This is a genomic window from Mesorhizobium sp. CNPSo 4661, assembly GCF_057784215.1.
Genome location: NZ_JBWGIO010000008.1, coordinates 80,161 through 105,211, shown reverse-complemented (window position 1 = coordinate 105,211; position 25,051 = coordinate 80,161). Strand labels below are relative to the sequence as shown.

25 protein-coding genes are annotated in these 25,051 nt (G+C 65.6%); 11 read left to right on the top strand and 14 right to left on the bottom strand.

Annotated elements, in window-relative coordinates; all coding sequences use genetic code 11:
• Positions 1-182: 182 nt before the first annotated feature.
• Both AC0YKC_RS13655 and AC0YKC_RS13650 read right to left on the bottom strand, forming a co-directional pair.
• A complete protein-coding gene (locus AC0YKC_RS13655) occupies positions 183-1,355 on the bottom strand; it encodes an NAD(P)/FAD-dependent oxidoreductase (RefSeq protein WP_488511407.1) in 1,173 nt (390 codons plus the stop codon).
• 17 nt (positions 1,356-1,372) lie between these two features.
• Entirely contained in the window at positions 1,373-2,692 is a 1,320-nt protein-coding gene (locus tag AC0YKC_RS13650; RefSeq protein WP_488511406.1) for an aspartate aminotransferase family protein, read from the bottom strand.
• A 529-nt stretch (positions 2,693-3,221) separates the two neighbouring features.
• Between AC0YKC_RS13650 and AC0YKC_RS13645 the strand changes: the two genes are divergently transcribed.
• Entirely contained in the window at positions 3,222-4,217 is a 996-nt protein-coding gene (locus AC0YKC_RS13645; RefSeq protein WP_488511404.1) for a hypothetical protein, read from the top strand.
• 57 nt (positions 4,218-4,274) lie between these two features.
• Positions 4,275-4,973 (top strand): hypothetical protein, encoded by a 699-nt coding sequence (locus tag AC0YKC_RS13640; protein ID WP_488511403.1) that lies wholly within the window; start codon positions 4,275-4,277, stop codon positions 4,971-4,973.
• 61 nt (positions 4,974-5,034) lie between these two features.
• Here AC0YKC_RS13640 and AC0YKC_RS13635 read toward each other — a convergent pair whose 3' ends face one another.
• Positions 5,035-6,015, bottom strand: a complete 981-nt coding sequence (locus AC0YKC_RS13635; RefSeq protein WP_320296104.1) for a GlxA family transcriptional regulator — start codon at positions 6,013-6,015, stop codon at positions 5,035-5,037.
• A 185-nt stretch (positions 6,016-6,200) separates the two neighbouring features.
• On the opposite strand from AC0YKC_RS13635, the gene AC0YKC_RS13630 reads away from it, so the two are divergent.
• Both AC0YKC_RS13630 and AC0YKC_RS13625 read left to right on the top strand, forming a co-directional pair.
• Positions 6,201-6,734 carry an imm11 family protein gene (locus AC0YKC_RS13630; RefSeq protein ID WP_488511402.1) on the top strand — a complete coding sequence of 178 codons (534 nt, stop codon included), beginning with the start codon at positions 6,201-6,203 and terminating at the stop codon, positions 6,732-6,734.
• A gap of 99 nt (positions 6,735-6,833) precedes the next feature.
• Positions 6,834-7,547 carry a hypothetical protein gene (locus AC0YKC_RS13625; protein WP_488511400.1) on the top strand — a complete coding sequence of 238 codons (714 nt, stop codon included), beginning with the start codon at positions 6,834-6,836 and terminating at the stop codon, positions 7,545-7,547.
• Positions 7,548-7,617: 70 nt separating this feature from the next.
• Here AC0YKC_RS13625 and AC0YKC_RS13620 read toward each other — a convergent pair whose 3' ends face one another.
• Positions 7,618-8,406: a tetratricopeptide repeat protein gene (locus AC0YKC_RS13620; protein ID WP_488511398.1), complete on the bottom strand. Its 789-nt coding sequence runs from the start codon at positions 8,404-8,406 to the stop codon at positions 7,618-7,620.
• 245 nt (positions 8,407-8,651) lie between these two features.
• Between AC0YKC_RS13620 and AC0YKC_RS13615 the strand changes: the two genes are divergently transcribed.
• From AC0YKC_RS13615 to AC0YKC_RS13600, 4 genes are all read left to right on the top strand, one after another.
• On the top strand, positions 8,652-9,512 hold the full coding sequence (locus AC0YKC_RS13615; protein ID WP_488511397.1) for an FAD binding domain-containing protein: 861 nt from the start codon (positions 8,652-8,654) through the stop codon (positions 9,510-9,512).
• On the top strand, positions 9,512-9,988 hold the full coding sequence (locus AC0YKC_RS13610; RefSeq protein WP_320296109.1) for a (2Fe-2S)-binding protein: 477 nt from the start codon (positions 9,512-9,514) through the stop codon (positions 9,986-9,988). Before AC0YKC_RS13615 ends, AC0YKC_RS13610 begins: the two co-directional genes overlap by 1 nt.
• 2 nt (positions 9,989-9,990) lie before the next feature.
• A complete protein-coding gene (locus tag AC0YKC_RS13605) occupies positions 9,991-12,255 on the top strand; it encodes a xanthine dehydrogenase family protein molybdopterin-binding subunit (protein ID WP_488511396.1) in 2,265 nt (754 codons plus the stop codon).
• A 235-nt stretch (positions 12,256-12,490) separates the two neighbouring features.
• Complete coding sequence (locus tag AC0YKC_RS13600; protein WP_224513361.1) at positions 12,491-12,736, top strand: MoaD/ThiS family protein; 246 nt, start codon at positions 12,491-12,493, stop codon at positions 12,734-12,736.
• Between the two features lie 105 nt (positions 12,737-12,841).
• On the opposite strand, the gene AC0YKC_RS13595 is transcribed toward AC0YKC_RS13600, so the two are convergent.
• From AC0YKC_RS13595 to AC0YKC_RS13560, 8 genes are all read right to left on the bottom strand, one after another.
• Complete coding sequence (locus AC0YKC_RS13595) at positions 12,842-13,447, bottom strand: flavodoxin domain-containing protein (RefSeq protein ID WP_488511395.1); 606 nt, start codon at positions 13,445-13,447, stop codon at positions 12,842-12,844.
• A gap of 281 nt (positions 13,448-13,728) precedes the next feature.
• Positions 13,729-14,265, bottom strand: a complete 537-nt coding sequence (locus AC0YKC_RS13590; RefSeq protein WP_488511394.1) for a cytochrome b — start codon at positions 14,263-14,265, stop codon at positions 13,729-13,731.
• 126 nt (positions 14,266-14,391) lie between these two features.
• Complete coding sequence (locus tag AC0YKC_RS13585) at positions 14,392-14,988, bottom strand: cytochrome b/b6 domain-containing protein (protein WP_488511393.1); 597 nt, start codon at positions 14,986-14,988, stop codon at positions 14,392-14,394.
• Positions 14,966-15,241 carry a PepSY domain-containing protein gene (locus AC0YKC_RS13580; protein WP_488511392.1) on the bottom strand — a complete coding sequence of 92 codons (276 nt, stop codon included), beginning with the start codon at positions 15,239-15,241 and terminating at the stop codon, positions 14,966-14,968. Before AC0YKC_RS13580 ends, AC0YKC_RS13585 begins: the two co-directional genes overlap by 23 nt.
• 242 nt (positions 15,242-15,483) lie before the next feature.
• Positions 15,484-15,804, bottom strand: coding sequence for a DOPA 4,5-dioxygenase family protein (locus AC0YKC_RS13575; RefSeq protein ID WP_488511391.1), 321 nt, complete (start codon positions 15,802-15,804; stop codon positions 15,484-15,486).
• Between the two features lie 38 nt (positions 15,805-15,842).
• Positions 15,843-16,391, bottom strand: a complete 549-nt coding sequence (locus tag AC0YKC_RS13570) for a hypothetical protein (RefSeq protein ID WP_488511390.1) — start codon at positions 16,389-16,391, stop codon at positions 15,843-15,845.
• A gap of 34 nt (positions 16,392-16,425) precedes the next feature.
• Entirely contained in the window at positions 16,426-18,465 is a 2,040-nt protein-coding gene (locus tag AC0YKC_RS13565; protein ID WP_488511389.1) for a hypothetical protein, read from the bottom strand.
• Between the two features lie 342 nt (positions 18,466-18,807).
• On the bottom strand, positions 18,808-19,230 hold the full coding sequence (locus AC0YKC_RS13560) for a DOPA 4,5-dioxygenase family protein (RefSeq protein ID WP_488511388.1): 423 nt from the start codon (positions 19,228-19,230) through the stop codon (positions 18,808-18,810).
• Between the two features lie 819 nt (positions 19,231-20,049).
• Here AC0YKC_RS13560 and AC0YKC_RS13555 point away from each other — a divergent pair.
• The 3 genes from AC0YKC_RS13555 (at position 20,050) to AC0YKC_RS13545 (ending at position 22,028) form a co-directional block, all read left to right on the top strand.
• On the top strand, positions 20,050-20,562 hold the full coding sequence (locus tag AC0YKC_RS13555; RefSeq protein WP_320296119.1) for a hypothetical protein: 513 nt from the start codon (positions 20,050-20,052) through the stop codon (positions 20,560-20,562).
• Between the two features lie 99 nt (positions 20,563-20,661).
• Positions 20,662-21,495, top strand: a complete 834-nt coding sequence (locus tag AC0YKC_RS13550) for an SPFH domain-containing protein (RefSeq protein ID WP_140804921.1) — start codon at positions 20,662-20,664, stop codon at positions 21,493-21,495.
• Positions 21,492-22,028: a hypothetical protein gene (locus AC0YKC_RS13545; protein WP_488511387.1), complete on the top strand. Its 537-nt coding sequence runs from the start codon at positions 21,492-21,494 to the stop codon at positions 22,026-22,028. Before AC0YKC_RS13550 ends, AC0YKC_RS13545 begins: the two co-directional genes overlap by 4 nt.
• Positions 22,029-22,096: 68 nt before the next feature.
• Here AC0YKC_RS13545 and AC0YKC_RS13540 read toward each other — a convergent pair whose 3' ends face one another.
• A complete protein-coding gene (locus tag AC0YKC_RS13540) occupies positions 22,097-22,432 on the bottom strand; it encodes a nucleoside hydrolase (RefSeq protein WP_320296121.1) in 336 nt (111 codons plus the stop codon).
• Positions 22,433-22,773: 341 nt separating this feature from the next.
• Positions 22,774-24,930, bottom strand: coding sequence for an ABC transporter ATP-binding protein/permease (locus AC0YKC_RS13535; protein ID WP_488511386.1), 2,157 nt, complete (start codon positions 24,928-24,930; stop codon positions 22,774-22,776).
• Positions 24,931-25,051: the final 121 nt, after the last annotated feature.

The following is a 25,051-nucleotide window of genomic DNA, read 5'->3' as shown; positions in this document are numbered from 1 at the left end:
CCTCCCCGGCAGACGGCGACGGTATCCCGCCGCTTCTTTTCTAATTTCGGCAGCTGCGAGATCATTGCTCGCGGCCAAAATCAGTATCCTCCAGAACCCTATTAAAGGCCACCGGATAGTTAATCGATGGTTAACGGGAACGGTCGCATCTTAGGCGTCCGGCCTAGTTGAAAACGCGTATGTCAGTGGCCCGGGATATTACGCTCGGCGGACGGCGCCAGGCTCTGCGAGCCGGGTACTGAGACCGGCGCGCCGTGAAGCACCCAGTCGGCGGCGATCTGGCCGATCACCGGGGCGAGCTGGATGCCGTAGCCGCCGGCGCCGGCGGCGGTGATCAGCGTCGGCTCCGAGGCATCGATCGGCCCGACGAAGGGGCGATGGTCGGCCGTGACCGGGTAAAGACCCGCCCAGCCCCGGCCGAGCCGCGCGCCGGGCAGATCGGGCAAGCGTTGCAAAAGCAGCTCCGCCAGATCGACCTTCGACTGCTCCTCGCACTGCTCGTTGTAATTGTCGGGGTCTTCCGGCGCGGCCGAGTTCACCTTGTGGATCTCGGCGATCAGCTCGCCCGGCCTTTCGTGGCGGAAGTTGAGGCCGCTGCCTTCGCCGTTCACCAGGTCCATGACCATCGGCATGGTGTAGCCGAGCGGCTCGTCGAGATGGATGACGACGGCCTCGTGGCGCTCGGGCCAGATGTGCAGGCGCTGGCCGAAAAGCGCGGCGACCTGCGGCGCCCAGGCCCCGCCCGCATTGACCACCGCATCGCAGTGGATCAGCCGTCGCTCGCGACCGACCGGGCTGCCGCTGGTTTCCAGCGCATAGCCGCCCGGCTGCCGTTCTACGCCGAGCAGCTTGCGGTACTGGCGGATCTCGCCGCCCTTGGCGCGCACGATGCCCGCCAGGAAATTGCACATCTCGTGCGGATCGAGGAATCCGTTGTCGGGCCCGAACAATCCGCCTTCGAGCCCGTCAAGGTTGATGTGCGGAACGAGCTGCCTGAGTTCGTCTGCCTGGATCAGGCGCGACCTGAGGCCCGCCTCGCCCTGGATCTCGACCGATCTCGCGAACAGTTCCATCTGCTCGGGCGTGCGCGCCAGCCGGAGATAGCCGATGTGGTTGAATTGAAGCCCCTCGCCCTCCCACTGGCGGAACCGGCGCAGCGAATGAACGCGAAGCATGATCTCGAACGGATCGGTGAATTGCGATCCGACGACGCCGACCGACCTGCCGCTCGACCCGGAAGCGATCGACTGCGCCTCGAGCACCGTGACGCGCGCGCCCTGCTCGACAAGGTTGAGCGCCGTGCACATGCCCAGCGTGCCGGCGCCGATCACCACGACATGAGGAGAAGCCGTCATTTGTAGTCCACCTGCTTTCAGCACTGCGCGGCGATCTCGCCCAGGGTCTCGTCGATCGCATGAAGGATGGCGCCGGCATCTTCCCCGGTCATCGGCGTCGACAGCGCGAACAGGCCGTAGCTGGCGGAGAGCACGCCGCGACCGAGCAGGCCCTTGTGGAAAGCGTCGAATTTTTTCCGCTCAGCCTGGCCGGGATAGATGGAGCGGTAATCCGTGACGGGATGTGACGTGAAATGAACCTTGAACAGCGAGCCCAGGCCGACACATTGACCGTCGAGCCCATGTTTTTCGAAGGAGGCGGTGACGCTGTCGCGCAAGAACGAGCCAAGACGGTCGAGATGGGCAAAGCTTTCTTTGGTCAGCGCCCGCATCGAGGCAAGGCCGGCGCGCATGGTGACCGGATTGGCGGTGAAGGTGCCGCCATGCGGAAGCGCCGGCTTGCCGGCGGTCGGATCGAACACCGCCATGACATCGGCGCGGCCGCCCACGGCGCCGACCGGAAAACCGCCGCCGATGATTTTTCCGAGCGCCGTCAGGTCGGGCTCGATGCCCCACAATCCTTGCGCACCCGACCATCCTAGGCGAAACGAGATGACCTCGTCGAAGATGACCAAGGCCCCCGCCGCGTGGGCGATCTCGGCCATGGCGAGGAGGTAATCCCGGCGCGCCGGGATCAGGCCGGCACGGTTGGGCATCGGGTCGATCAGCACGGCCGCGATGCCGCCGCCCTCGGCGGCGAAGACCGCGCGCAGCGCCTCGGTGTCGTTGAAGGGCACGGCGATCACGTCGTCCAGCACGCCGCGCGGCGTTCCCTTGGCATAGGGCGTCGATCTGGGCAGGTCGCCCCAATTGGCGGGAGATGAGTCCAGGCTGACCTCGGCGAAATCGTAGGAGCCGTGATAGGCGCCCTCTATCTTGACGATCTTCGACCGTTCGGTGAAGGCACGCGCAGTCTTGATCGCCATCATCACGCCCTCGGTGCCGGAGTTGGTGAAGCGGACCTGGTCGACGGAAGGCAGCCGCTCGACCAGAAGCTCGGCAAGCTCGATCTCGCTCAGCGTCGGGGCGCCGAAGGCCGTGCCTAGCGGCAGTTGCTCGGCCACGGCCGCCGTGACATCGGGATGCGCGTAGCCGTGGATCATCGCGGTGAAATTGTTGATGCAGTCGTAATAGGCATTGCCGTCGACATCCCAGACCCTGCACCCCGCGCCGCGCGCGGCGTAGATCGGAAACGGGTCGACGAAGACCGTGGTGCGCGTGTTGCCGCCCGGCATCACCTTCCTGGCGCGCTCGAACAGGGTCTTCGATCCGGGCATGGCGTCTGGATAATGCGGCATGGCTCTCCGAGGCGAATTCGACTGTTGCAACAGCGGCGCAACCGCCGCTCGCCACGAAGCTACGGTTCGTTTCCGCGCCGGCGCAATCGGCCAGGCCGGCTATGCGACCCGACCAGGGTCGGCGCCAGCCGTTATCATTTCGCGGCAACCGCCATACGGTTCGGGTGCCTGAGATGGGTCGGCGTTATGCCGGTCTGCTGGCGATAGGCGATCTCGCCGGTCGCCAGGTCGCTGACGCGTCGGTCAGTGACCGGGGACGTTGCAGATAGCCGAACTGGTTGAATTGAAGTCCCTCGCCTTTCCACCGGCGAAACCGGCAAGCGAATTAGTGCGAAGCATCACTTCGCTTCCACCGTCCGACATTGGTCAACCCGCCGTCGGCAAATTCTGCTCGGATACGGCCAGCCAAGGTACCTAGTTCATTTGGATGATGCTTCCTACGCCTGAAGTCGTATCTGGGAACGCACAGCCGCTATGGCGTGTTCTTGAGAATCGCGAGGAATGTCCAGCAGACAGAGGACGGAGGCCCGTGACATTCACACATGGATCTTATGACGAGTTCGAGGGCGACCCGCGCCCGGCATGGGTTCGCTTCAGCATGCGCCACTGGAGGTGGAGCGCCGTTCCCGGATGCATCCTGCTCTTGGCACTAATATCTCCGGCGGACAATGGCGCCGAAATGCAGCAACAGATCGCCGCGGCGCGAAGAGAACTGTCTTCGACAAAAGCGCAACTGGGCCAGAGCCAGTTCGCCGAGCGCACAGCAAGCGCGCAGGCAAGAGTGCTGGCCGGCACGTCGGCGGAGCAAGCAAACGCTCTCCATGTGGCGAACCAAAGCAACGAAGCTCTCAAACTCGACCTGGAAGCGGCTCGGCGCGTGATCAAAGGCTTGAAAGCACAAGCCATTTCCTTGGACGAAGCACGTAATGCCAAGGATGCGGCCCTGGCCGAGGCAAATCAATCGCTAGCCGAAGGGCGGGATAAGCTCGAGCAATCCGAACACGAACTCGCCATGGCCCGTCAGGCTGGCGACGCCAATGAGAGACGCGCAGATTTGGCTGTGGCGGAGCGGGCTGATGCGCTGAAGGACCTCCAGTTGGCTGTCGCCGCCGCAACACATGCCAACGAGGCATTGGATATGGAACGCGCGCGCGCAGCTTCGGCCGCAAGTGATGTCGAGATTGCCCGTCGGGAAACGGACGCGGCAAGGCAGGCTTCTGCCGACTTGCGCGTCGCATTGGAGCAAGAGCGTCAGAAATTGACCGACATGTCCGTTGCCCTTACCGCCGCGCGAAAGGCGATCGACCTTGTCAAGGTGCAAAGCGCGCGCCGCACAGCGCAGATCGAGCACGCGCCGCGGGCGCGTTCCACCGCGGTTCGACTTGCCAGCCAGGATGGCCAACCCGCCCGTCAAACAGGTTTGCCGGACAAAAACAAAACGAAGATTGCGAGAACACCGAAACGGGTTTTGGTGGCGACGACGATTACTCTCCCCGACGCGTTGCTTCCGACCCCGCCTCGATGAAGATGGCCAGGAGCGCATTTGGAATAGCGCTAACGCAGGCCGTAGGAGGGTTCCGAAATGGACAAATACGTGGCAGTCGCCTTGATGATCGCAGCCGCCACCGGACCAGCAGCGGCCCTTGATGTCGGTGGAGGCGGCCAAATCGGCGGCGCGAGCGTTGGCGCTGGAGTGAGCGTCGGTTCGCAAGGCGTTTCCGGAGGGGTGGGGGCAAGTGTCGGCGGGTCGGGCGGCCTAAGCGTTGGCGCGTCAGCGGGCTCAGGCGGCGTTAGCGCTGGCGCGGCCACAAATGCCGATACCGGATCGGTCGGCGCAGGCGTTTCGGCAGGTGCCGGCACAGCAACGCCAGGCAGCCCGGAAACCGCGGCCCCCGACAACCTCGCGGTTTTCTCCGCCAAAAGCGCGACAACCGCGATCAGCCTCCCATCCATCCTGAAGCCTTCCAGCACACGTGGCGGCGAGTTTGGGCGATCTAAGGCGGGCTATCCCTTTGCGCCCCTGGTGTCGCTGAAAGCGAGGCCTGGCACGCCGCCCAAAGTCGTGAGCGCGTGCCGCGCGGCGATCGTATCCGCCGCGAGGCCGCTCGGCGCGGTGCGCGTATCCGCGGTCAGCGCCGGCCCGATGCGCCAACGCCACGCCGGCCTAGCGGCGCCGATCGAGGTGCGAATAGACTATGCGCTCCGAGGTGGCGTCCAGGTGCGACAGGCGAAAGTCCTGTGTCGCCTTGATGCAACAGGCAAGGTCATCGCGGTAACGTAACGACCGGCCGTCCTGGCCATCGGCAGAGATGCCACCTTGCCGGGGTTGTGCACCGCGAGCGCTATTTGGCAACGCCATTCGCCGCCATACGGTTCGGGTGCCTGAGATGGGTCGGCGTGATGCCGGTCTGCTGGCGGAAGACGCGGCTGAAATGGCCGGCATTGGCAAAGCCGCAGCGATAGGCGATCTCGCCGATGGCGAGATCGCTGCCTTCCAGCAGCGACCTGGCGTAATGCACCCGCAGCGCCAGGTAGGCGGCCATCGGGCCGATGCCGAGCTCGGCGCCGAACAGCCGCTCGAGCTGGCGACGCGAGCAATTCTGCCTGGCGGCGATCTCGGCCACGGAGAGCGTTTCCTGCAGGTTGCTTTCCATCAGGAGCAGCGCCCGCTTCACCGCGCGGCTCGCGGCCGCGGGAAAAAGGTCGCCGACCGGCTGCACGTCGCGGCTGGAGCGGATGCGATCGAGCACCAGGATCTTGGCCGCCTTCTCCGCCGCCTTCTGGCCGATGAATTGCGAGACGAAATAGCCGGCGAGGTCGGCGGCACCCGTGCCGCCGGCGCAGGTGGCGCGGCCGCGGTCGACGGAATAGAGGCTGTCGGCATGGGCGTTCACATCCGGGAACTCGGCGCGGAAATCCTTGATGTGGAACCAGCTGACCGCGGCGCTGTAGCCGTCGAGCAGGCCGTAGCGGGCCAACACGAAGCTGCCGGTGCAGAGGGCGGTGAGCGGCACGCCCTTCCCGGCGGCGCGCATCAGGAACGCCTCCTTTTCCGAACTCAGCCTGCGGTTGGTGTCGAGCAGGCCGCCGACAACCACGACATTGTCGAAATCCTCGGGATTGCCCATCGCCCGGGTCGGCAGCAATTCGACGCCGCAGCTGGCGCGGATCGGCAGGCCGCGCTCGCCGACGATCTCCCAGTCGAACTCGATCCTGCGGCTGCGGTCGCCCTCGTCGCCGGCCAGCCTGAGCGTGTCGATGAACAGCGACAGCGGCGACAAGGTGAAATCGCGCACCAGGAGAAATGCGAATTTTTTGGCCATTCTTTCGCGATCCCACTTTCATTCGAGCCAGGCGCCATCCTGGCGACCAGCGACGTTTATCAACCGGCAAGCGGGCTGGATAGCGCGCGGCCTTGAACGGCGCCCTGGCTCGGTGCATGGTCCGCGCGCTTTCAGCGGCCGCCGGGTGCCGCGGTCCTCAGTCGAAACGGCGGAGCCATCAAGCGATGACGACCATCCATCAATTCGCTGTGTACGAGGGGCAGGAATGGGTGCTGCCGGCCGATAACGAGTATTACGAGGTGTTCTTCGGCCTCGACGGGCGCTCGCTGGAGGGCTGGGAGCCGCCGGTGATGCGGCGTGTCGAAGAAGGCGAGCGCCTCTATTCCGATTTCCCCTGGCTGGGCGAACATGCGCCGCTGTTGCGCCAGCCGGCCGTCGATGCGCTGGCGGCGGCGCTGCGCCGCTATGGCGAGCTCGTCGCGCTGCGCGGCGAGAAGGTCTGGCTGCTCAACGTCACGACTGTGATCGACGCGCTGGACGAGGCGCGGTCGCAAATCGTGCGGTTCGAGGACGGCGACATCCTTGCGATCGAGCGCTACGCCTTCGACGCCGAAAGCATCGGGAGCGCGGAAGTGTTCAAGCTGCCGATGCGGGCTTCCCCGGTCTTCGTCAATGACGTGTTCGTCGAACGGGTGCGCAAGGCCGGGTTGCGCAATGTGTCGTTCGAGCCGGTGTGGACATCGGGCACGACAGATTGACGCCTCACCAGGACGCAGATGTCGGCGCAGGCGGCAGACTGACCAGGCGCCGCTTGGAGCGCGGGCGGCAGGCATGCTATCGCAAGGCCGGAGGCGACGATGCGTGTCATTTTCCGATGTGACCCGATGCTGGCCGAGCACCTGCCGCGCCCGGTGCCTGCGCGCGGCGTGTTGCCGGACTGGCTGCGCGCGATGCCCGCCACCGCCTATTCGGCGATCCACGGCCGCGACATCCGCACCCTCAAGCAGTGCCCGCCGGTGGTCGATGCGATGACCTACGGCTTCATGATCCTGCTGCCCTGCGACGTCACCGTCGACCGTGGCAAGTTTTCCTGGGACTGGAACATTCCCGAACCCGCCACTGGCAACCATCCGCGCGCGCCGCTGAGCTTTCACACGCCAGGGCAGCTTGCCGGCAGCCCCTTCGCCAAGCCCGGCCAGGCCGCGCTCAAATTCAACAGTTTCTGGACCATCGAGGTCGAGGATGGCTGGTCGCTCTACGCGACGCATCCCGTCAATCGCGAGGATCTTCCCTTCAGGCTGGTGACGGGCCTGGTGGATTCCGACCGGTTCAGCGATGGCGGCATCAATTTCCCGGCGATCTGGAAGGAGCCCGAATTCTGCGGCGTGCTCGGCAAGGGAACCCCGGTCGCGCAATGCTTCGCGGTTCCGCGCGCCGCGCCGCAACTGGAATACGAGGTGTTCGACGAAAAACGTCAGGCCGCTTACGCTCAGACAGTCGCGGATGTCCTGTCGACGCCGGGTGTCTACCGCAAGCGGTTCCGCGCCAGGCGCGGACGCTCCACCAGCTAGAGCGGTTCAGCGCTTGAATCGCCGAACTGCTCCAACCCTTTGTTTTCACGCAATTCCGGACTGAAAACCGTTACGCGCTTTCCTCGAATTGCTCTAGTAAGCGGCGCAGCGCTTCCTCATCGAGCCATAGCCGGCCGCTTGGCGCCGAGGTGAGCGCCATGGCGATGATGCCGAAGGTGGACGGGCTGAGACGATAAGCTTGCGAATAAGCCGCCATCGCGCGATCGAGGTCACCCATTTCCTGCAGGACGACGCCTAGATTGGCCGCAGCTTCCGCCGCGTCCGGGCTCTTCGCCAGCACGTGCCGGTAGGCCTCGGCGGCGGCTTCGAACTTGCGCATGTCCTGACGCACCAGCCCGAGGTCGAACCATTGCGCCGGATGCCCGCCACCGGCGACGGCGCGTATGAGGAAGCCCTCGGCCTCGGCAGGCGCGCCACGCTCCCACGCCAGGCGTCCGAGGCGCGCCAGCGCCTCCACGGATTTCGGATCGCTTTGCAGGACCCGGGCCCAGGCCGCGCCTGCCGCCGTGGCATCGCTCGCCTGATCGAAGGTTCGCGCTCGCTCAAGAAGGATTTCCACGCGAGACGACTGCCGTGCGGCGCGATCGAGCATCTGCAACGCCGCGTCGAAGCGACCTTCAGCGCGGGCGATCCTGCCCGCCAGGATCAGGGCGGGAACGTTGTCCGGACGGCTGGCGAGGCTCGCCTCGATCCGCGCCCGAGCCGCCGGCAGGTCCGATCTGGCGAACAACACCGCAGCCAGCAGATGGCAAAGCGCAGGATCGCCAGGGTGCCGCTTCAGGCCAAGCTCGCACAGATCCGTCGCCTGGGCGTGATCGCCAGAGTTGAAGGCGGCCACCGCGCGGCGGACCAGATCCTCGCTGCCAACTGGACCGGTGCTGGTCATGGAATCGAAGCTTCCTCCATGGTGGCGCGGCTGGCCAGCTCAACGCAGACGAGTGGCCCCAGCGCCCAAGCCTGGAAGATTAGGCCAGGATTAGGGCCAACCTGCCTGACTTGGGTGGTGCAATGCACGAACGGGATGGTCATTATAAACAGACACTTTATAACGGGCGATCTGATTATGACCACCAAGGGGAGACGATGCGTTACATACGTCCGCTTTCAATAGAAGATGCCGTTGGCGAGCTCGCCAAGGCGGTAGGCCCGGCCGCGATCCTGGCCGGGGGCAGTGACCTGCTGGTGAGGATGAAGGGCGGCTTCATCGAGCCCGAGCTGATCGTCGACATCAAGAGCATAGGCGGTCTGGCCGACATCAGCGAAACGGCCGACGGTTTTCGTATCGGCGCCGCGGTGCCCTGCGCGGTGCTGGGCGAGAACAAGGCGGTGCGCAAGGCATGGCCTGGCGTCGTCGAAGCGGCCAACCTGATCGGCTCGAAGCAGGTGCAGGGCCGCTGCACCATCACCGGCAATCTGTGCAACGCCTCGCCTGCCGCCGACAGCGTGCCGGCGCTGGTGGCGGCCGCGGCACAAGCGGTCGTCGTCGGGCCTTCGGGCAAGCGCACAATTGCCGTGGAAACCGTGCCGACCGGACCGGGCCGCACGTCTCTCGCCAAGGGCGAGATCATCGAGGCGATCCTGCTCGACAGGCGGCCTGAGCATGCGGGCGACGCCTATCTGCGCTTCATTCCGCGCACCGAGATGGACATCGCGGTGGTGAGCGCCGGCGTCAACCTGACGCTGGACGAGAAGGGTGCGATCAAGACCGCCCGCGTGGCGCTGGGCGCAGCCGCACCGACCGTGCTGCTGGTCGAGGAAGCAGGCCAGGTGCTGGTCGGCTCGAAGCTCGACGAAGGAACGCTGGAGCGGCTGGCCAAGATCTGCTCCGGCGCCTGCCGGCCGATCGACGACAAGCGCGGCACCATCGAATTCAGACGAAAAGTCGCGGGCGTGCTGGCGCAAAGAGCCGCCGCGATCGCCTACAAGCGTGCGGGAGGCAAATAATGGCCGGTGTAGCTGTATCAACCACGATCAACGGCGACGCCGTCGAATATCTTTGCCAGCCTGACGAGACGCTGCTGGAAGTGCTGCGCGATCGCCTCGGCCTGACCGGCGCCAAGGAAGGCTGCGGCACCGGCGATTGCGGCGCCTGCAGCGTCATCGTCGACGGCAGGCTGGTCTGCTCCTGCCTGGTGCTGGGCGCCGAAGCCGAGGGCCGCAAGGTCGAGACCATCGAAGGCATGGCGCATGGCGACCAGCTGCATCCGCTGCAGCAGAAGTTCCTGGAGCATGCGGCCCTGCAATGCGGCATCTGCACGCCAGGTTTCCTGATTGCGGCGAAGGACCTTTTGGCCAAGAACCCCTCGCCCACCGAGGAGGAAATCCGCTTCGGTCTCGCGGGGAATCTGTGCCGCTGCACCGGCTATGACAAGATCGTGCGCGCCGTCCAGGACGCCGCTGTTGTGATGAAGGGAGCCTGATCATGAATTTCGATCCGCGCTTTACCGGACGCAATTTCTCCTCGGTCGGCACGCGGCCGATCCGCCCCGACGGCATCGACAAGGTGACCGGACGCGCCCGCTACGGCGCCGACTTCAACATGGCCGGCCAGTTGGTCGGCCGCGTGCTGCGCAGCCCGCACGCGCATGCGGTGATCAAGAGCATCGACACCTCGAAGGCGGAAAAGCTCGCCGGCGTGAAGGCGGTGATTACGGCGAAGGACCTGCCCGACCTCACCGATGGCGACGCCGCCATGTACGACATCCTCGACAACTCGATGGCGCGCAAGAAAGCGCTCTATGACGGCCATGCGGTGGCCGCGGTGGCGGCGATCGACGCCCGCATCGCGCGCCAGGCGCTGAAGCTGATCGAGGTCGACTATGAGGTGCTGCCACATGTGACCGATGTCGACGAGGCCGCGCAGCACCACGCGCCGCTGATCAATGACCAGGTCTTCACCGAGGGCCTCGAGGAAAAGCCGGCAAAACCCTCCAACGTCACCAAGCGCACGCAGTTCGGCCATGGCGATGTCCACAAGGGGTTCGCCCAGGCCGATTTCATCGTCGAGCGCTCGTTCAAGACCGAGCAGACGCATCAGGGCTATATCGAGCCGCATGCCTGCGTGGCGAGCGTCAACCCGGACGGCACGGCGGACCTTTGGGTCTGCACGCAGGGCCATTTCGTCTACCGCCAGCACTGCGCCCAGCTGCTCGGGCTCGAAGCCTCCAAGCTGCGCGTCACCTCGTCGGAGATCGGCGGCGGTTTCGGCGGCAAGACCCATGTCTGGGCCGAGCCGGTGGCGCTTGCGCTGTCGCGCAAGGCCGGCCGGCCGGTGAAGCTTGTCATGACCCGCGACGAGGTTTTCCGCGCGTCGGGCCCGACCAGCGCCACTTCGATCGACGTCAGGATCGGCGCCAGGAAGGACGGCACCATCACCGCCGCGGAAGCGACCCTGCGCTACAGCGCCGGCCCTTATGCCGGATCTTGGGCCGAGATCGGCGCGATGACGGCGTTCGCCTGCTACAAGCTGGAGAACGTCAAGACCGTCGGCTTCGAAGTGCTGGTCAACCGGCCGAAGACGGCGGCCTATCGCGCGCCTTCGGCGCCGATGGCGGCCTTCGCGGTGGAAAGCTCGATCGACGAGCTCGCCAAGGAGATCGGCATGGACGCGGTGGACTTCCGCATCAAGAACGCCGCGCAGGAAGGCACGCGCGCCTCCTACGGCCCGGTCTACGGGCCGATCGGCATCGGCCCGACGCTGGAGGCGGTGAAGAAGCATCCGCACATGAAGGCGCCGCTCAAGGCGAACCAGGGGCGCGGCATGGCCTGCGGCTTCTGGTTCAACTTCGGCGGCCAGACCTGCACCGACTTGAACATCGGCATGGACGGCTCGGTGTCGCTGGCCGTGGGCACCGTCGACGTCGGCGGCTCCCGCGCCTCGCTGTCGCTGGTGGCGGCGGAAGAGCTCGGCATCGACTACAGCAACGTCAAAGCGATCGTCGCCGACACGTCTTCGCTCGGCTACAACGACATGACCGACGGCAGCCGCGGCACCTTCTCCTCCTCGATGGCGACGATCTCGGCCGCCCGCAACGCGATCAAGATCCTGCGCGATCGCGCCGCGCAGATGTGGGATATCCCGGTGGACGACGTCACCTGGGAAAAGGGCCACGCCATCGCCAAGGGCGAGAAATACGGCAACCTGTCGCCGCTGTCGCTGAAGGACATCGCGGCCAAGTCGGGCACGACCGGCGGGCCGATCGCCGGCCATAGCGAGCTCGTCGCCGACGGCGCCGGCGTCTCCTTCGCCACCCATATCTGCGACATCGAGGTCGACCCCGAGACGGGTGCTGCCCGGGTGATCCGCTACACGGTGGTGCAGGATGCCGGCAAGGCGGTGCACCCGACCTATGTCGAGGGCCAGTACCAGGGCGGTGCCGCGCAAGGCATCGGCTGGGCGCTCAACGAGGAGTATATCTACGGCAAGGACGGGCGGCTGCAGAATGCGGGCTTCCTCGACTACCGCATCCCGGTCTGCTCCGACCTGCCGATGATCGATACGCAGATCCTGGAAATCCCCAACCCCAACCACCCCTATGGCGTGCGCGGCGTGGGCGAAACCTCGATCGTGCCGCCGCTGGCGGCGATCGCCAACGCGGTGTCGAACGCGGTCGGCGTGCGCATGACCCACATCCCGATGTCGCCGCCGAGGATTCTGGCGGCGCTGGATGCGGAGCGGGAAGGCTGAGAGGTAGCCAAGCTAGGGTAAGCTGTGTTGAGATTCAGGTCAGGCCGAGCCGAGAATGATGGCTTGCGAGAACCGGAGCGGAGCGTACTTGAAGTACGTGAGCACCGGCCTACGCCGGCCGTAGCTTTGGCTGCGCGGCGGCTTACGAGTGCTTCGGCCGGCGAAGGCCGGAAGCGCAGGAAGCCGTCCTTCGCAGGCCGGCCTCACCTGAATATCGACGCAGCTTGAGGGTCTGATGGTCGAAGTTACCCTTTGGGGCTCGCTCAGCGCCGTCGCCGGAGGCAAGGCCAAGCACGACATCGAGGCCAAGGACATCAGGGAACTGTTCCGCAAACTGGCGGAACAGTATCCCGGGATCGAGCCATGGATCGACCGCGGAATCGCGGTGGCGATCGACGGGACGATCTATCGCGATACGTGGAGCAAGGAGCTGCCGCCGGGGGCGGAGATTTTTTTGCTGCCGAGATTGGCTGGGGGATAGGCGGAGAACGAGATCGCAGTCTCGATGTCTGTGAGTTGGCTGTCGTGCGGACTTCGGGATAGTGCCAAATCAGTGCCTGCCATCTGCGACGCCTGCTGAAACGCTCTAGGCGATAGTCTCAAGGAATCGATCGGCGAAGTTGGCGAGCGCGTTCCAGTCGGTGAATTCGTGATCGCGCTCGATGTTCGGATCGCCGCTCTTCATGACGACGAATTTGACGAACTGCTCCTGAAAGAAATCGTACTTGGAGAAGCGCAAGGCGCCGCCGAGAAGCAGGGTCATGCGCGGTTGCCACGCCGTCACCGAGACGAAGCGATCCACGTATCTTTGAGCGTCTGCCTCGTGGCCTTCCAGCGCCGCCGACAGGCTGACGGATATGAGGGCGGAAGGCCTGGTGCTCAGCAGGTCGTGATGCGCAAACACGAAGTTCGTGACGGCTTCCTGATGGTGCTCCTGGTGGACCGATGCGGCGATGACGAATGCGTCGACATGTCCAAGCTCCAAATCGGATGCAAGCGCCGCGCTATCCTGCAACTCCACATGGTGCCCGCGCCCACGAAAATGCGCTGCCACCCGCTCGGCAACCTTCTTCGTCTGCCCTTCCGTCGTTCCAAAGACTATCAGAACGTTCATGATATCCCTCCGACAGTGGAAGAGACATTGATGGGGACGATCGATACGCCCGGCATGCCGGTACTCCAACGGCGGCATTATAGCCCATGGAACAGGCTTCACGAACCGATTTTCGCTGCGGCCTGGGTGCTGGAGCAACCAAGCAACGAAGACTGAACTGGCGGTCCGCATCGCTGCCTGGCGAGCCCCCCGCGGTGCGCGCGGCCAGGGAACCAGCGTGGCGAAGATCCCGGTGGCGAAGGAGACCGGTACATGGCCTGCTCATGCGGGCCGACCGGCTCGTCACGCCAGTTGCCGAGGCGCGGGCGGAAGCGTTCGCCGGTGCGCAGATGCTGCCCCTCGCTCTGCTCTTTCGGCGACTATTCGCGGCCGCCGGCGAGGTCGTTCGACACGAGCGGGTTCATCCGCTCGAGCGTTCCGTCCTTGATGACGAACTGGTGCCATATCGCGACCAGCGCATGGGCGCCGGCCAGCCACAGGATCAGCGTGCCGCCGGTTTCGTGCAGGTCGGCGATCTGGCCGGGCGCGCCCTGCACGGGCGTGGCCAGGGCAGGCAGGTCCAGCCCCAGGAAGGAGACCGGGAGGCCGAGGCGCGAGGCGGCATACCAGCCGCTGAGCGGCAGCGCGATGAGGAACAGATAGAGCAGCGTGTGTCCGGCGCGCGCGGCAAGGTCCATCCAGCGGCTCTGCGGGTCCTCGACATGGGGCGCCGCCCCCAGCCAGCGCGCCAGGAGGCGCGGCACCACCAGCACCAGCACGGCAAGACCGACGGTGAAATGCACATAGGAGGGGTCGGTGCGCGCATGGCGCCCGCCGACCGCGGTGAACCAGGCAATGACGACCAGCACGGCGGTAAGCCAGTGGATGGCGATGGTGATCTGTGTATAGCGCCGCATCGGGCTTCTCCGTCTTGCAAGGCTCGCGCGTATCCAGGGCCGGGAGCGCCCGGAATAATCGCGCAAGCTGATATTATGTTCCCGCGGGCTCCCAGGCAGGCGCCCGCGGTTGCCGTTCAGGCGCGGTCAGGCGATGTCGGCCGGCGCCGCTTTGCGCTTGCGCCCGGTGATCATCGCCCGAACCAGGTTCTCGCGATGGCGAAGGCTTGCCAGCGCCACGCCGCCAATGTGGAGGAGCACGAGCACCAGCAGGCCGTGCGCGGCCAGGCTGTGCGCATCCTCCACCCAGGACACGCCGAAATAGGCGTCCGTCGTCATCATCCACCCGGTCAGCGCCACGCAGGCCATCATGGCCATCAGTGCGACCACCATCGCGCCGCCAGCCGGGTTGTGGCCGATATAGCGGGCTTCGCTGCCTTTGATTATGGCGGCGAGATAGCGCAGCACCGTGGCGGGATCGCGCACGAACTGCGAAAAGCGCGCATACCGCGTGCCGACGACGCCCCACACCAGCCGCAGCGCGACAAGCGAGGCGGCGGCGTATCCGGCCCAGTGGTGGATGTCCTCGGCGCCCTCGGAGGTGAACCACGCGACGGCGAAGCTCAGCACGAGCGCCCAATGGAATCCGCGCACGACCCGGTCCCAGACGCGCACCACATCGTGAGACGGGCGCGCGCCTGCTTGTGGGAGCAAGGCTCGATCAGTTTTCGCCGGCTTCGGCATTGTCGAGCTTCTCGAGGGTCTCGGCATTGTAGGCGGCGTTGACCTTCTTGCCGTCCTTGTCGACCGCATAGACCTCGTAGCAGCCCTTCTCGGTCTTGATCTGGCGCACGGTCAGGCCTTCGCCTTTCAACTGGGCCTCGAGCGTCGTCTTGGGCTGGAACTTCGATTTCGCGTCCGTGCTGCAGGTGCCGGCGGCCAGGGCCGGTCCGGCGATCAGGCCCGCGAGGGCGGCAAGAACGAGAGTGCGATACATGAGAGCTCCATTCGGTTGGGGAAGTTGAAGTGCGACCGGTATTTCGGCCGACAGGCCATGACGGCTTGCGCACGTCATTGGCGCGGCATAGCGAATCCAACCTGACAACCGCCTGACAATCGTTCCGGAAGCCGGCAAGGCCGGCGGCCAGCATGCCCGGCCAGGACGACCACGGAGGCGCCCAAGCGCCGACCATCGGCGACAAGCAACCGCGCGCGCTTGGCCGGCGCGATAGAACCCCCTCACACTCCCAGTGTCGGCTCGGTATTCACCTCCAGCGCCTCTTCCGCCTCGCCCAGCACCTCGCCATGCACGCCGAGCGCATGGCCGATCCAGATCGGGTCGATCAGATGGTTGCGCCTGGGGTTGCTGGTGTTGGGGTGGATGAGGATGCTCAGGCCGCCGTCGTGGTTCAGCATCAGCCAGGGGACGAGCGAGGCGAAGATCTCGGTGGCGAAGGAGACCTGGTACATGGCCTGCTCATGCGGGCCGACCGGCTCGTCGCGCCAGTTGCCGAGCCGCACGCAAAAACGTTCGCCGATGCGCCGGCGCGGCGGCGTCATGCTGGTTTCCTCTGGAATATCGTGGCCAGCCGCGCAGCCTATTTCGCCGCCTTACCCTTATCGCCCGCATCCGGCGCTTTCGGCGCCGGGGCAGCCGTTACGCCGATGGCGGAGACCCGCCAGCGGTTGTCGACGTTTTCGAAGGAGAGGTCGAAATCGATCTCCAGTGGCTGCGTGGGAAACAGGCCAACAAGGTGCAGCTGCTTCTGGGGATCGAGAAAGGGCGGCGTGGACAGTTGCGGGGCGACGACGGCAACCGCCGTCAGATCGGCGCCGGACTGGCGCAGCGCCTGGAACCTGATGGCAAGGTCGGCCGCGGTGTTCTGGGCGCGAAAGCCCGGCGAACCCATGTCCCTCAACACTGTGAAGTTGCCTGTCTCCACCGCCTGTTGCAGAGCCATCATCGTGCTGCGGGCGAGATAGATCGATTGCGCGGCATTTGCCGGCCAGGCTGGCGCGGCCGGTGCGGCCGGCGAAGATGCCTTCTTCTTGCCCGACGCCGGCGCCTGAGTCTGCGTCTGGGCAAAGCCAAGTCCGGCGGCGCACACGACCAGCGTCGCCGCCAAGAGGATTGTGACTGTTCGCATTGGGATCATCATGTCCAGCCGGCGGGTCCGCTTCCTACCAGCTCATCCTCAGGCCCAGCCGTCCGCCGGCCATATGCTGGTTGGGATCGAAGGCGATGCCGCCATTCAACTGGAGCTGCGAGCCGAGCCGGGCGCCCGCGCTGAGCGCAAAGGCGTTGGCTCCTTCGAACGTGCCCCAGTTCAAGGTGGTGACGAATTTTTCGTCCGGAAGCACGGTCGGGGCGCCGGCCAGCGCCATCGCCATGGCGACGCCGGAATAGGCGCGGCTGCCGACGCTGTCGATGCGCGAGTTGAGACTGTTGAATTGCGCAGGGTCGGCAAAGCCGAGAGCGCCCGGGGTCACCGAGGCGAGATTGCCGCTGGAATCGGTGGTGACGATCTCGATCGCGCCGGTTTGAGCGGATGAGCTCGCCGCCGACGTCAAGCCGGGCATCGCATAGGTGTTGCTCGCCGTTCCGAACACCTGCTCGTTCTGCCTTGTCGCGACGGCGCCCGAGCCATAGGCGGCCGACCCCGCATAGCCGGCGCTGGCACCCGGGCCGATCGCAACCGCGTTCAGGCCGGCCGAGGATGCGCCCGCTCCCATGGCGATTGCATTGGCGCCGGTCACCGTCGTTCCATTGCCGAGCGCGATGGTGTTGGCGGCGTTGACCGTGTTACCCGATCCGATCACCACCGATCCGGAGGAATTGGTGGTGCTTGCGACAGTGTTGTTCGAGCCGAACACTTGGATACCGTCGCCGTAGCCGGCGACATCCGGGGCGTTGACGGCGTTGTCGTCGCCGTAGACGAAGGACTTGTCGCCATTGACAACGTTGGGATCGCCGATCGCGTAGCTGCCACTGCCTTTGACGGTGTTGCCGGTGCCGAAGGCGCCGCTGTCGTCGCCCGTGACGCTGTTGTTGGAGCCGATGACGGTGGTGTTGTCCCCCTGCGATTGATTGTTGGTGCCGCCGGCCAGGGCGTTGGTGCCGCTGGCGTTGCTTCCCGAGCCGGCCGCGGTGGAATTGGTCCCGCTCGCGTTCGGCTGCGTGCCGGAGGCGGTCGTGTCGTAATAGGGCGGATTTCCGCTTCCGCCGGTGATGCAGGTCAGATCGCCCGAAGCATTGGTGCCGATGCCGGACGAGCAGCCCGCAAGCGATGCAAAGCGGACAGTGCCCACGACATCGAGGCCTGCGGCCGGCGTATCCGTGCCGATGCCCACATTTCCATTTCCATCGATGGTCATGCGCGTCACGCCATCGGTTGCAAGGAGAAGCCGGCCGCTCGATCCGGTCGCCGAATGGGCGTTGATCAGCGAGGTTCCGACGCCGAAGCTGGCGCCGCCATAGCCGAGCGTCAGCCCGTCCGCGTTGGCCGCCGAGGACACGCCGATGGTCTCGAAAGTGTCTTCCGAGGCAGCGCCGTAGACATGCAGCTTGCTGGTGGCGGAAGCGGTGCCGAGACCGACATTGCCGTTCGCGGCAATGTCGAGGCTGCTCGTCGGCGCGCCCGGCCGGATGCGAAAAGGAAGCTGGCTACCGTTCGTCAGATCGCGAACGAAGAAATTCGCCTCATTGGCGCCGATGTCCCAGGTCTGCGCCGTGAAGCCGGCGGTGTTTGTCTGCTCCAGGCGGATCGCGGGCGTATCGCCTCGGGTTATCTGCAGGCCAAGCGCCGGGTTGGACGTGCCCAGCCCGAGATTCCCCGAGCTATTGACATAGACCGCATTCTCGGGAGCGCCCGCATCCACGCGGAACACCATCTTGTTGTTCGTCGCATCCTGGATGCCGAAATAGTTGGCGCCACCCGATGCGGCATCGTTCGCGATCAGCGCCCAGTCGTTGGCGGCATATCCGGCCGACGCGCTCGTGTCGTCGAAATAGATGCGTGTGTTGTTTTCCTTCACGACGATCGTGTTGAACCCGAAGGTCTCGTTGTTGACGCAATCAAGGCCCACGCAGAGGCTTCCCTGAACGATCTGGTCGTCCGCTACGACGTTGTCGGCCAGCGCTTCGGCGACAGGCACGGCGAGGATCGCCGCGCCCAGGCACAACGCTGCGCATTTCGTCGCGAGTTGTTTTGTTTTCGCCACAAGCCCCTCCCCCGAGGATCAATGATCGCAGATATGCAGGCTTATGTGCTGGCCGTCAGTTTGGCAAGCAGTAGAACCAATCGCCCCAGCTCTTTATCGCGGGTGTGTTTCGAGCACATCACCAGTAACGGCCGATCTGTGGTCAATGCTTTTCCAGCCTGGATTATGCTGTCCCTTGCGCAGCTCTAATCGTAACTTGGCAAACACGCCATGTCAGAATGGCATATTTTAGCTAAGCTGCATATATGTAGCTGATTCCGGGCGATGCTTCCGGGGTACGCCGCGCGGGACGTGGGCTCTGGCTCTCTCGTCCCGCGTGCATGGCTGCGAGGACGCGCCCCCTCACGCCCCCAGCGCCGGCTGCGTATTCACCTCCAGCGCCTCTTCCGCCTCGTCCTCCTCTCCCAGCGCCTCGCCATGCACGCTGAGCGCGCGGCCGATCCAGATCGGGTCGATCAAATGGTCGCGCTTGGGGTTGGTGGTGTTGGGGTGGACGAGGATGCTCAGGCCCCCGTGGTTCAGCATCAGCCAGGGGACGAGCGTAGCGAAGATTTCGGTGGCGAAGGAGACCTGGTACATGGCCTGCTCATGCGGGCCGACCGGCTCGTCGCGCCAGTTGCCCAGCCGCACGCGAAAACGCTCGCCGATGCGCTCGCGCAGCCATTCGGCCTGCCGGCGCTGGGCAGCATCACCGTAGTAGATGTGGGCGTGGTAGCTGGCGATCTCAGCAAGCGGTCTCGGATCAAGTGGCGTGGCGTCTTTCATCGCGATGTTCCCCTCCCCGGTGATCCCGGTCTGTCGTGCTCGGTGGAACTCTAGGCGGTTCTTCGTTTCGTGGAAACGGCGAGCCGCTCTACAGACTGTTTAGCATCGGCATGGTTGGCGCGTGATGACATACGCTGGCGCTGCCCCCGCTCCGTCCGCTATGCGGCCACCTCTCTCCCCATTTCATGGGGCGAGGAAATGCCAATCTCGGTGGCTGCGGCTCTCGCGAGCCAGGGTTCCTCGCCCCCGCCAACGGCGGGGAGAGGTGGCCGCGTAGCGGACGGAGAGGGGGCCAGCGCCGCCATGCGCGATTGGCCTGCTGCCGGTAGGAGGCAATGGCATACGCCGGCGCCGCCCCCTCTCCGTCTCGGCGCTGCGCGCCGAGCCACCTCTCCCCCGCTTTGCGGGGGCGAGGAAAAGGGGCGCCGCCGGCCGCTCGCGACAATGTGTATGGCGGGTATTTCAGTCTTCGCTTATCAACGATGGCAGCATGCCATCCATGGTTCCCGGACAGCCCCGTCCGGCGAAGAGAATGTCTTTGTGAATGAGGCAAGGGATGGAGGGGGATCGGCGACGGAACGGCTTTTGATACGCCTCAGGCGTGGCCGTTGGCGTCCGGAAACGGGCGGCAACGCGCGCTGAGGCGGGCGCGTTCCGGCATCTTCAAAGCGGGCAACCAAGGCGGACCACCGAGCGGAGCCGAGCGAAACGGCACCCCGCGACATTGTGAAATCGGGCACAGTCCCGGGTCTCGTTGTTGACTACCGCTTGCCCCACTCCCTTCGATTTTGAGTTTTGGCGATTTGATCGGGGTCTGGCATGTCGCATCTTCTGTTTGTGCTCGCGCTCGGCTTCGTCGCCTGGCAGTGGTTCGCCAAGGGTCGGGCGAAAGGGGTTCGACCGAAAAGCGTTCGACCGGAGGGCGGCCGGCGCGCTGCGCAGCGGACCGCTTCTTCCGACGACACCGACGACGATGCCGAAGGCGACGAGATCGCCGATGTCGCCGAAGCGGTTTCGAGCTTCCTCGGCGAAAAAGGCCTGCTTGGCGAAGGGCTGCTTGGCGAGACCGGGCGGGAACTGCTCGGGCAGGCCGTCAGCCGCGCCTTACAGGAGTCAGGCCTCACTGGCGAGATCGAGCGCAGGGCGGCCGAGGTGCTGAAGCCGCTCAGGCAGGCGTCAGCCAAGCAGTCGAAGAAGGCGGCAGCGCAGGCACAAGGCAAGCAGCGCGCCAAATATCTGCTCGACGGCGATGGCGGCTACCGGCAGCGCAGCGACCGCACCGCGCGGCTCGAACAATCCTTCAGGGGCAAGGGCCTCTGTTCGCCGCGTTAGCGCGGCTGCCATCCTGAATCGTCTGTCCGCTCCAACTCTCTGTTTTGCAACGTAAATCCATGAGGCGGGTGCGCCTCCAACCAAGCGAGGGAAAGTCCAATGGCAATCACCAGGCAGGTCATCACGTCTCTGCAGCGCGACGGTACCGATGCGCTCGGCACCAGGACCGTGGCGATGAAGATCGTCGACGAGAGCATCGTTTCGGGCTCGCTGCTCACCGTCGAAAGCAACCATTTCTGCATCCTGAAATCGCGCGGCGCGGTGCTCAATGTCTACGAGACGGGGCAATACGCGCTGCAGACGCCGGACAAGCCGCTGGTCGGCTCGGTGGTGCAAGGCTTCTTCGGCGGTTCGTCGCCCTGGGTCTACGAGGTCATCTACATCAACCGCTCGAAGCTCCTGGTGCGCAACGAGGGCGTGGCGACAAGCGCCGAGATGGCGGAGATGTCCTATGTGGTGGACTATTATATCCACATCGACAGCAAGGAAGAGGCGCTCGACCTCATCACCCACATGCCGTTCGCGGGCGCTGTGATCGACACCAAGGAGATCGCCGACTATGCCGGGCCGGCGATCGAGCAGGCAATCAACCAGATCATCCAGGTCACCAAGATGGAGAACGTCAACGAGCGCATCAGCGACGTGCGCGAGGCGGTGAAGGCGCATCTCACCGATTTCCTCAAGGTCTACGGCATCATGCTGAACGACCTCAAGGTGCTGATCATGCCGCGCGACGAGCGCATGCGCGAATTGATCTCGCTGCAGGCGATCGGGCTCACCCCCATCGAGGCGGTGCGCTATTACCTGGCGCTGCGCATGGCCGACAAGGGCCTGGTCTCGGCGCCGAACGCGGCGGCCGGCGTGCCGTTCCAGATCGGCGGCCAGCCGACCGGCTTTTACCCGCTGGGTGACGAAGTCGGCGCGACGCGATGAGCCGTTTCTACGAGGCCGGGCCGCTGGCGCAGGTCGGGATCAACCTGTTCTACGGCTATGGCTACAACTTCTACCGGCAGGAGAACCAGCTCCGCGCCGACGACCAGCGGGTGCGCCAGATGGCGTGCTCGCTGCTTGGCCGGGCACGCGCGGGGCTCGACGAGGCCGAGAGCCGCTACCGGCGCGAGAACATCGCACCCCCTACCCGCGCCAACCCCTTCCCCGACCCGGCCGTCGTCGCCAACGCCCAGGCGCTGGAGCGGCTGGGCCGCGAGGTGGGCGGGCTGGAAGGGCTGATCCGCCACCAGCCGGTGCCGGAGAACGACCGCATGGCGCAGCGCTACCGGCAGGAGGCCGCGACGCTCGCCATGCTCGCCGAGAAGGACGCGGTGCTGGTCGGCCAGGCGGAGCTGCTGCGCTCGCTGGTCGAGAATGCTGCGGCCGATACGATCCTGGCCAGCAAAAGCGAGATAGAGACCGGCATCGCCGCCATCGCGACGACCTTGCGCGACCGGCAGACGTTGCTGCTGTGAGGTCGGCGTGACCCGGCCCCGGCCGGCTCACGCCTTTTGCCGGCTCAGCCGCTCGACCGCGTCGACGATCAGGTCGCAGAACTTCCGGTGAAGTCGACGGCATGGCGCCTGTCGAGATCGAAGGAGGCCGGTGGCAGCTCGGGGCCGTCGAGCCCGGTCTCGCCGTGGATCTCGATCGCCAGCACCTGATCGCTGACCAAAGGGCCGGGCGAGCCCTTCGCCACCGGCACCTTGATGCCGTAGGCCGTGCATGTCGCCAGCGCATTGCGCGTGGTGTTCTCGACATTGTGGTTGCCCGAAACCGTGGTGATGCCGAGCAGGTCGATGTTCGGGTTGCCGGCCGCCAGCAAAATGGCGATGGCGTCGTCATGCCCCGGATCGCAATCCAGGATGATTTTTTCCATGATGGCGTCCTCCTCCTGTCGGCCGGGTCTGTCGAGATTACAGACTGGGGCGGCTTGTGGCGTCAAGGTTTGTTGGTTGGCGCAGAGGTGGGTCCAATATCGCGGATGCCGGCACTGCCCCCTCTCCGTCTCGGCTTCGCCGAGCCACCTCTCCCCCGCCCTGGCGGGGGCGAGGAACCCAAGCTTGCGAAGTCGTGCCCCTCGGTGATTGGCATTTCCTCGCCCCCGTCGATTGGCGTTTCCTCGCCCCCGCCAAAGGTGGGGGAGAGGTGGCTCGGCGCGCAGCGTCGAGACGGAGCGGGGGAGCGCCCTCGGCGATTGCGTACAACGTTGGAGCTCCCCTACCCTTTGCCGCCGTTCGCCCCGCTCCCCCACAGCGCGCGCTGCAGCAGGCCGCGCTTACGCTTCCTCGACACCAGCTCGACATCGCTCACCAGCCGCGCGCCGCCCTGGCGCCTTTCCAGCGTGATCTTGCGCGTATGAAACGCTTCCAACTCGGCGCGGTGTGCCACGCTGACGATGGTGACCCTGGGTAGCTCCTCGATCACCGTCCGCATCATCTTGTCCTGGCTCTTCTCGTCCAGCGCCGAGGTCGCCTCGTCGAGCACGACGATGTCGGGCGCGTGCAGCAGAAGGCGGGCGAAGGCCAGGCGCTGCTTTTCGCCGCCCGACAGCGTCTGGTCCCAGGGCGCCTCCTCCTCCAGCCGGTCCTTCAGATAGGAGAGGCCGACCTTGTCGAGGGCGGCGGCAATCTCCTTGGTCTTCCAGTTGTCGGCGGCGGCAGGATAGGCGGTGGCGCGGCGCAGCGTGCCGGACGGGATGTAGGGGCGCTGCGGCAGCATGAACAGCCGCTTGCCCGGGTGGAAATCGACGCTGCCGCTGCCCCAGGGCCACAGGCCGGCGATGGCGCGCACCAGCGTCGACTTGCCCGAGCCGGATTCGCCCGAGACCAGGACGCGCTCGCCGGGCTCGATCGCCACCTCGGTCTCCTTGACCACCGAGGTGCCGTCGTCGAGCGTCACGGAAAGGTTGTTGAGGCTGAGCATGGCGCCGTCGGCGGTCTCGCCACGCTGGATGCGACCGAGCGTGTCGTTCTCTTCGGCGCGCTCCAGCCCGTCGAGCGACATCATCAATGAGGCGATGCGGCGCGCCGAGGCATTCCAGTCGGCCAGGCGCGGATAATTGTCGACCAGCCAGCCGAAGGCGCCCTGCACAATGGCGAAAGCGGAGGCCGCCTGCATCACCTGGCCGAGCGACATCGAGCCGTCGAGGAATTTTGGCGCGCACAGGAGCACCGGCACGACCGGCGCGAACAGGCTGGAGCCCTGCGAGACGAGTGCGGTACGCATGTGCTGGCCGGTGAGCCGCGCCCAGCGGGCGAGCACAGCGGCGAAGGAGCGGTCGATGCCGGCGTTCTCCTCCTCCTCGCCGCCGAGCAGCGCGATGCTTTCGCCATTCTCGCGCACGCGTGTCAGAACATAGCGAAACTCGGCTTCCGTCTGGTTCTTCTCCTCGGAAAGCTCGACGAAATGGCGGCCGATGAAGAACATCGAGGTCGAGGTGATCGCGGCATAGATGACCGCGGTGACGACGAGGAAGCCGGGCACGGTGATGGTGGAGCCGCTCAGCGTAAAACTCAGCGCGCCGCCGATGGTCCACAGCACCACGATGAAGGTCGAAGCCGACAGGAAGGCGTTGAGGACGCCGGCGATGAAATCGACCGGCGATTCGGTGGCGATGCGAAGATCCTCGGTCAGGCGGGCCTCGGGGTTGGCATGGTCACCCTTTACGAGGTTGAGCTGGTAGTAGCGGCCGCTGGCCAGCCAGCGCTGGATGACCGCCGTGGTCAGCCAGGAACGCCAGCGGCGCTGCATGGTCATGCGCAGGTAGACCTGGGCCACGACCAGACTGATGCTGCCGGCGACCAACGGCAGGAAGATGGCGCTCAGCCAATAGACGGTGTGGGCGTCGCGCTGCTCGATGGCGTCGAAGATCGCGCGGTTCCAGCGGTTGATGCCATACTGGAAGCCGACATTGACGCAGATCAGCGTCAGCAGCCCGATCGTCAGCGGCCAGGCGAGCCTGTCGCCGCGCAAACCCCAATAGCCGCGCCCGCTGATCCAGAAGCGCCGCAAAAGGTACTTCTTGCGCGCCCGCTCGGCCTCCTCGGGCGAAAGCTCGGGATCCGGTTCAGCGGCCTCGGGCGGCGGCGACCCGGCATGGCCGATGGCTTCCGGCGCGGCATCGGCGGCAGGTGGCTGCTCTTCGCGCGGCTTCTTGTCGGCCGGTGGCGGCGCCTTCTCCTGTTGCGCCTTGCCTTCCAGCACCTTGTCTTCCAGCGCTTTGTCTTCCTGAGCTTTGTCCGGGCGCGATTTCGGGGTGCCGCGCGCCTGCACCTTGCGCGGCTTCTCGTGGCGCAACTCCGCCGGGTGCGGCTTGCCTGCAGCGCGCGGTGTGGCTTTGTCGGTCGGTTTCGGTTTGGACTTGGCCGGGGGCATCGCGCGACAACGGCCTGCAAATCAAAAGGTTTCATCGCTGCCGCTCGCGCGGCTACTCTGCCCTTTCGGAGCTCATTGCTGGCCGAACGATGCCGGGTGCGCGCGTGAGCGGCCTCGTTCG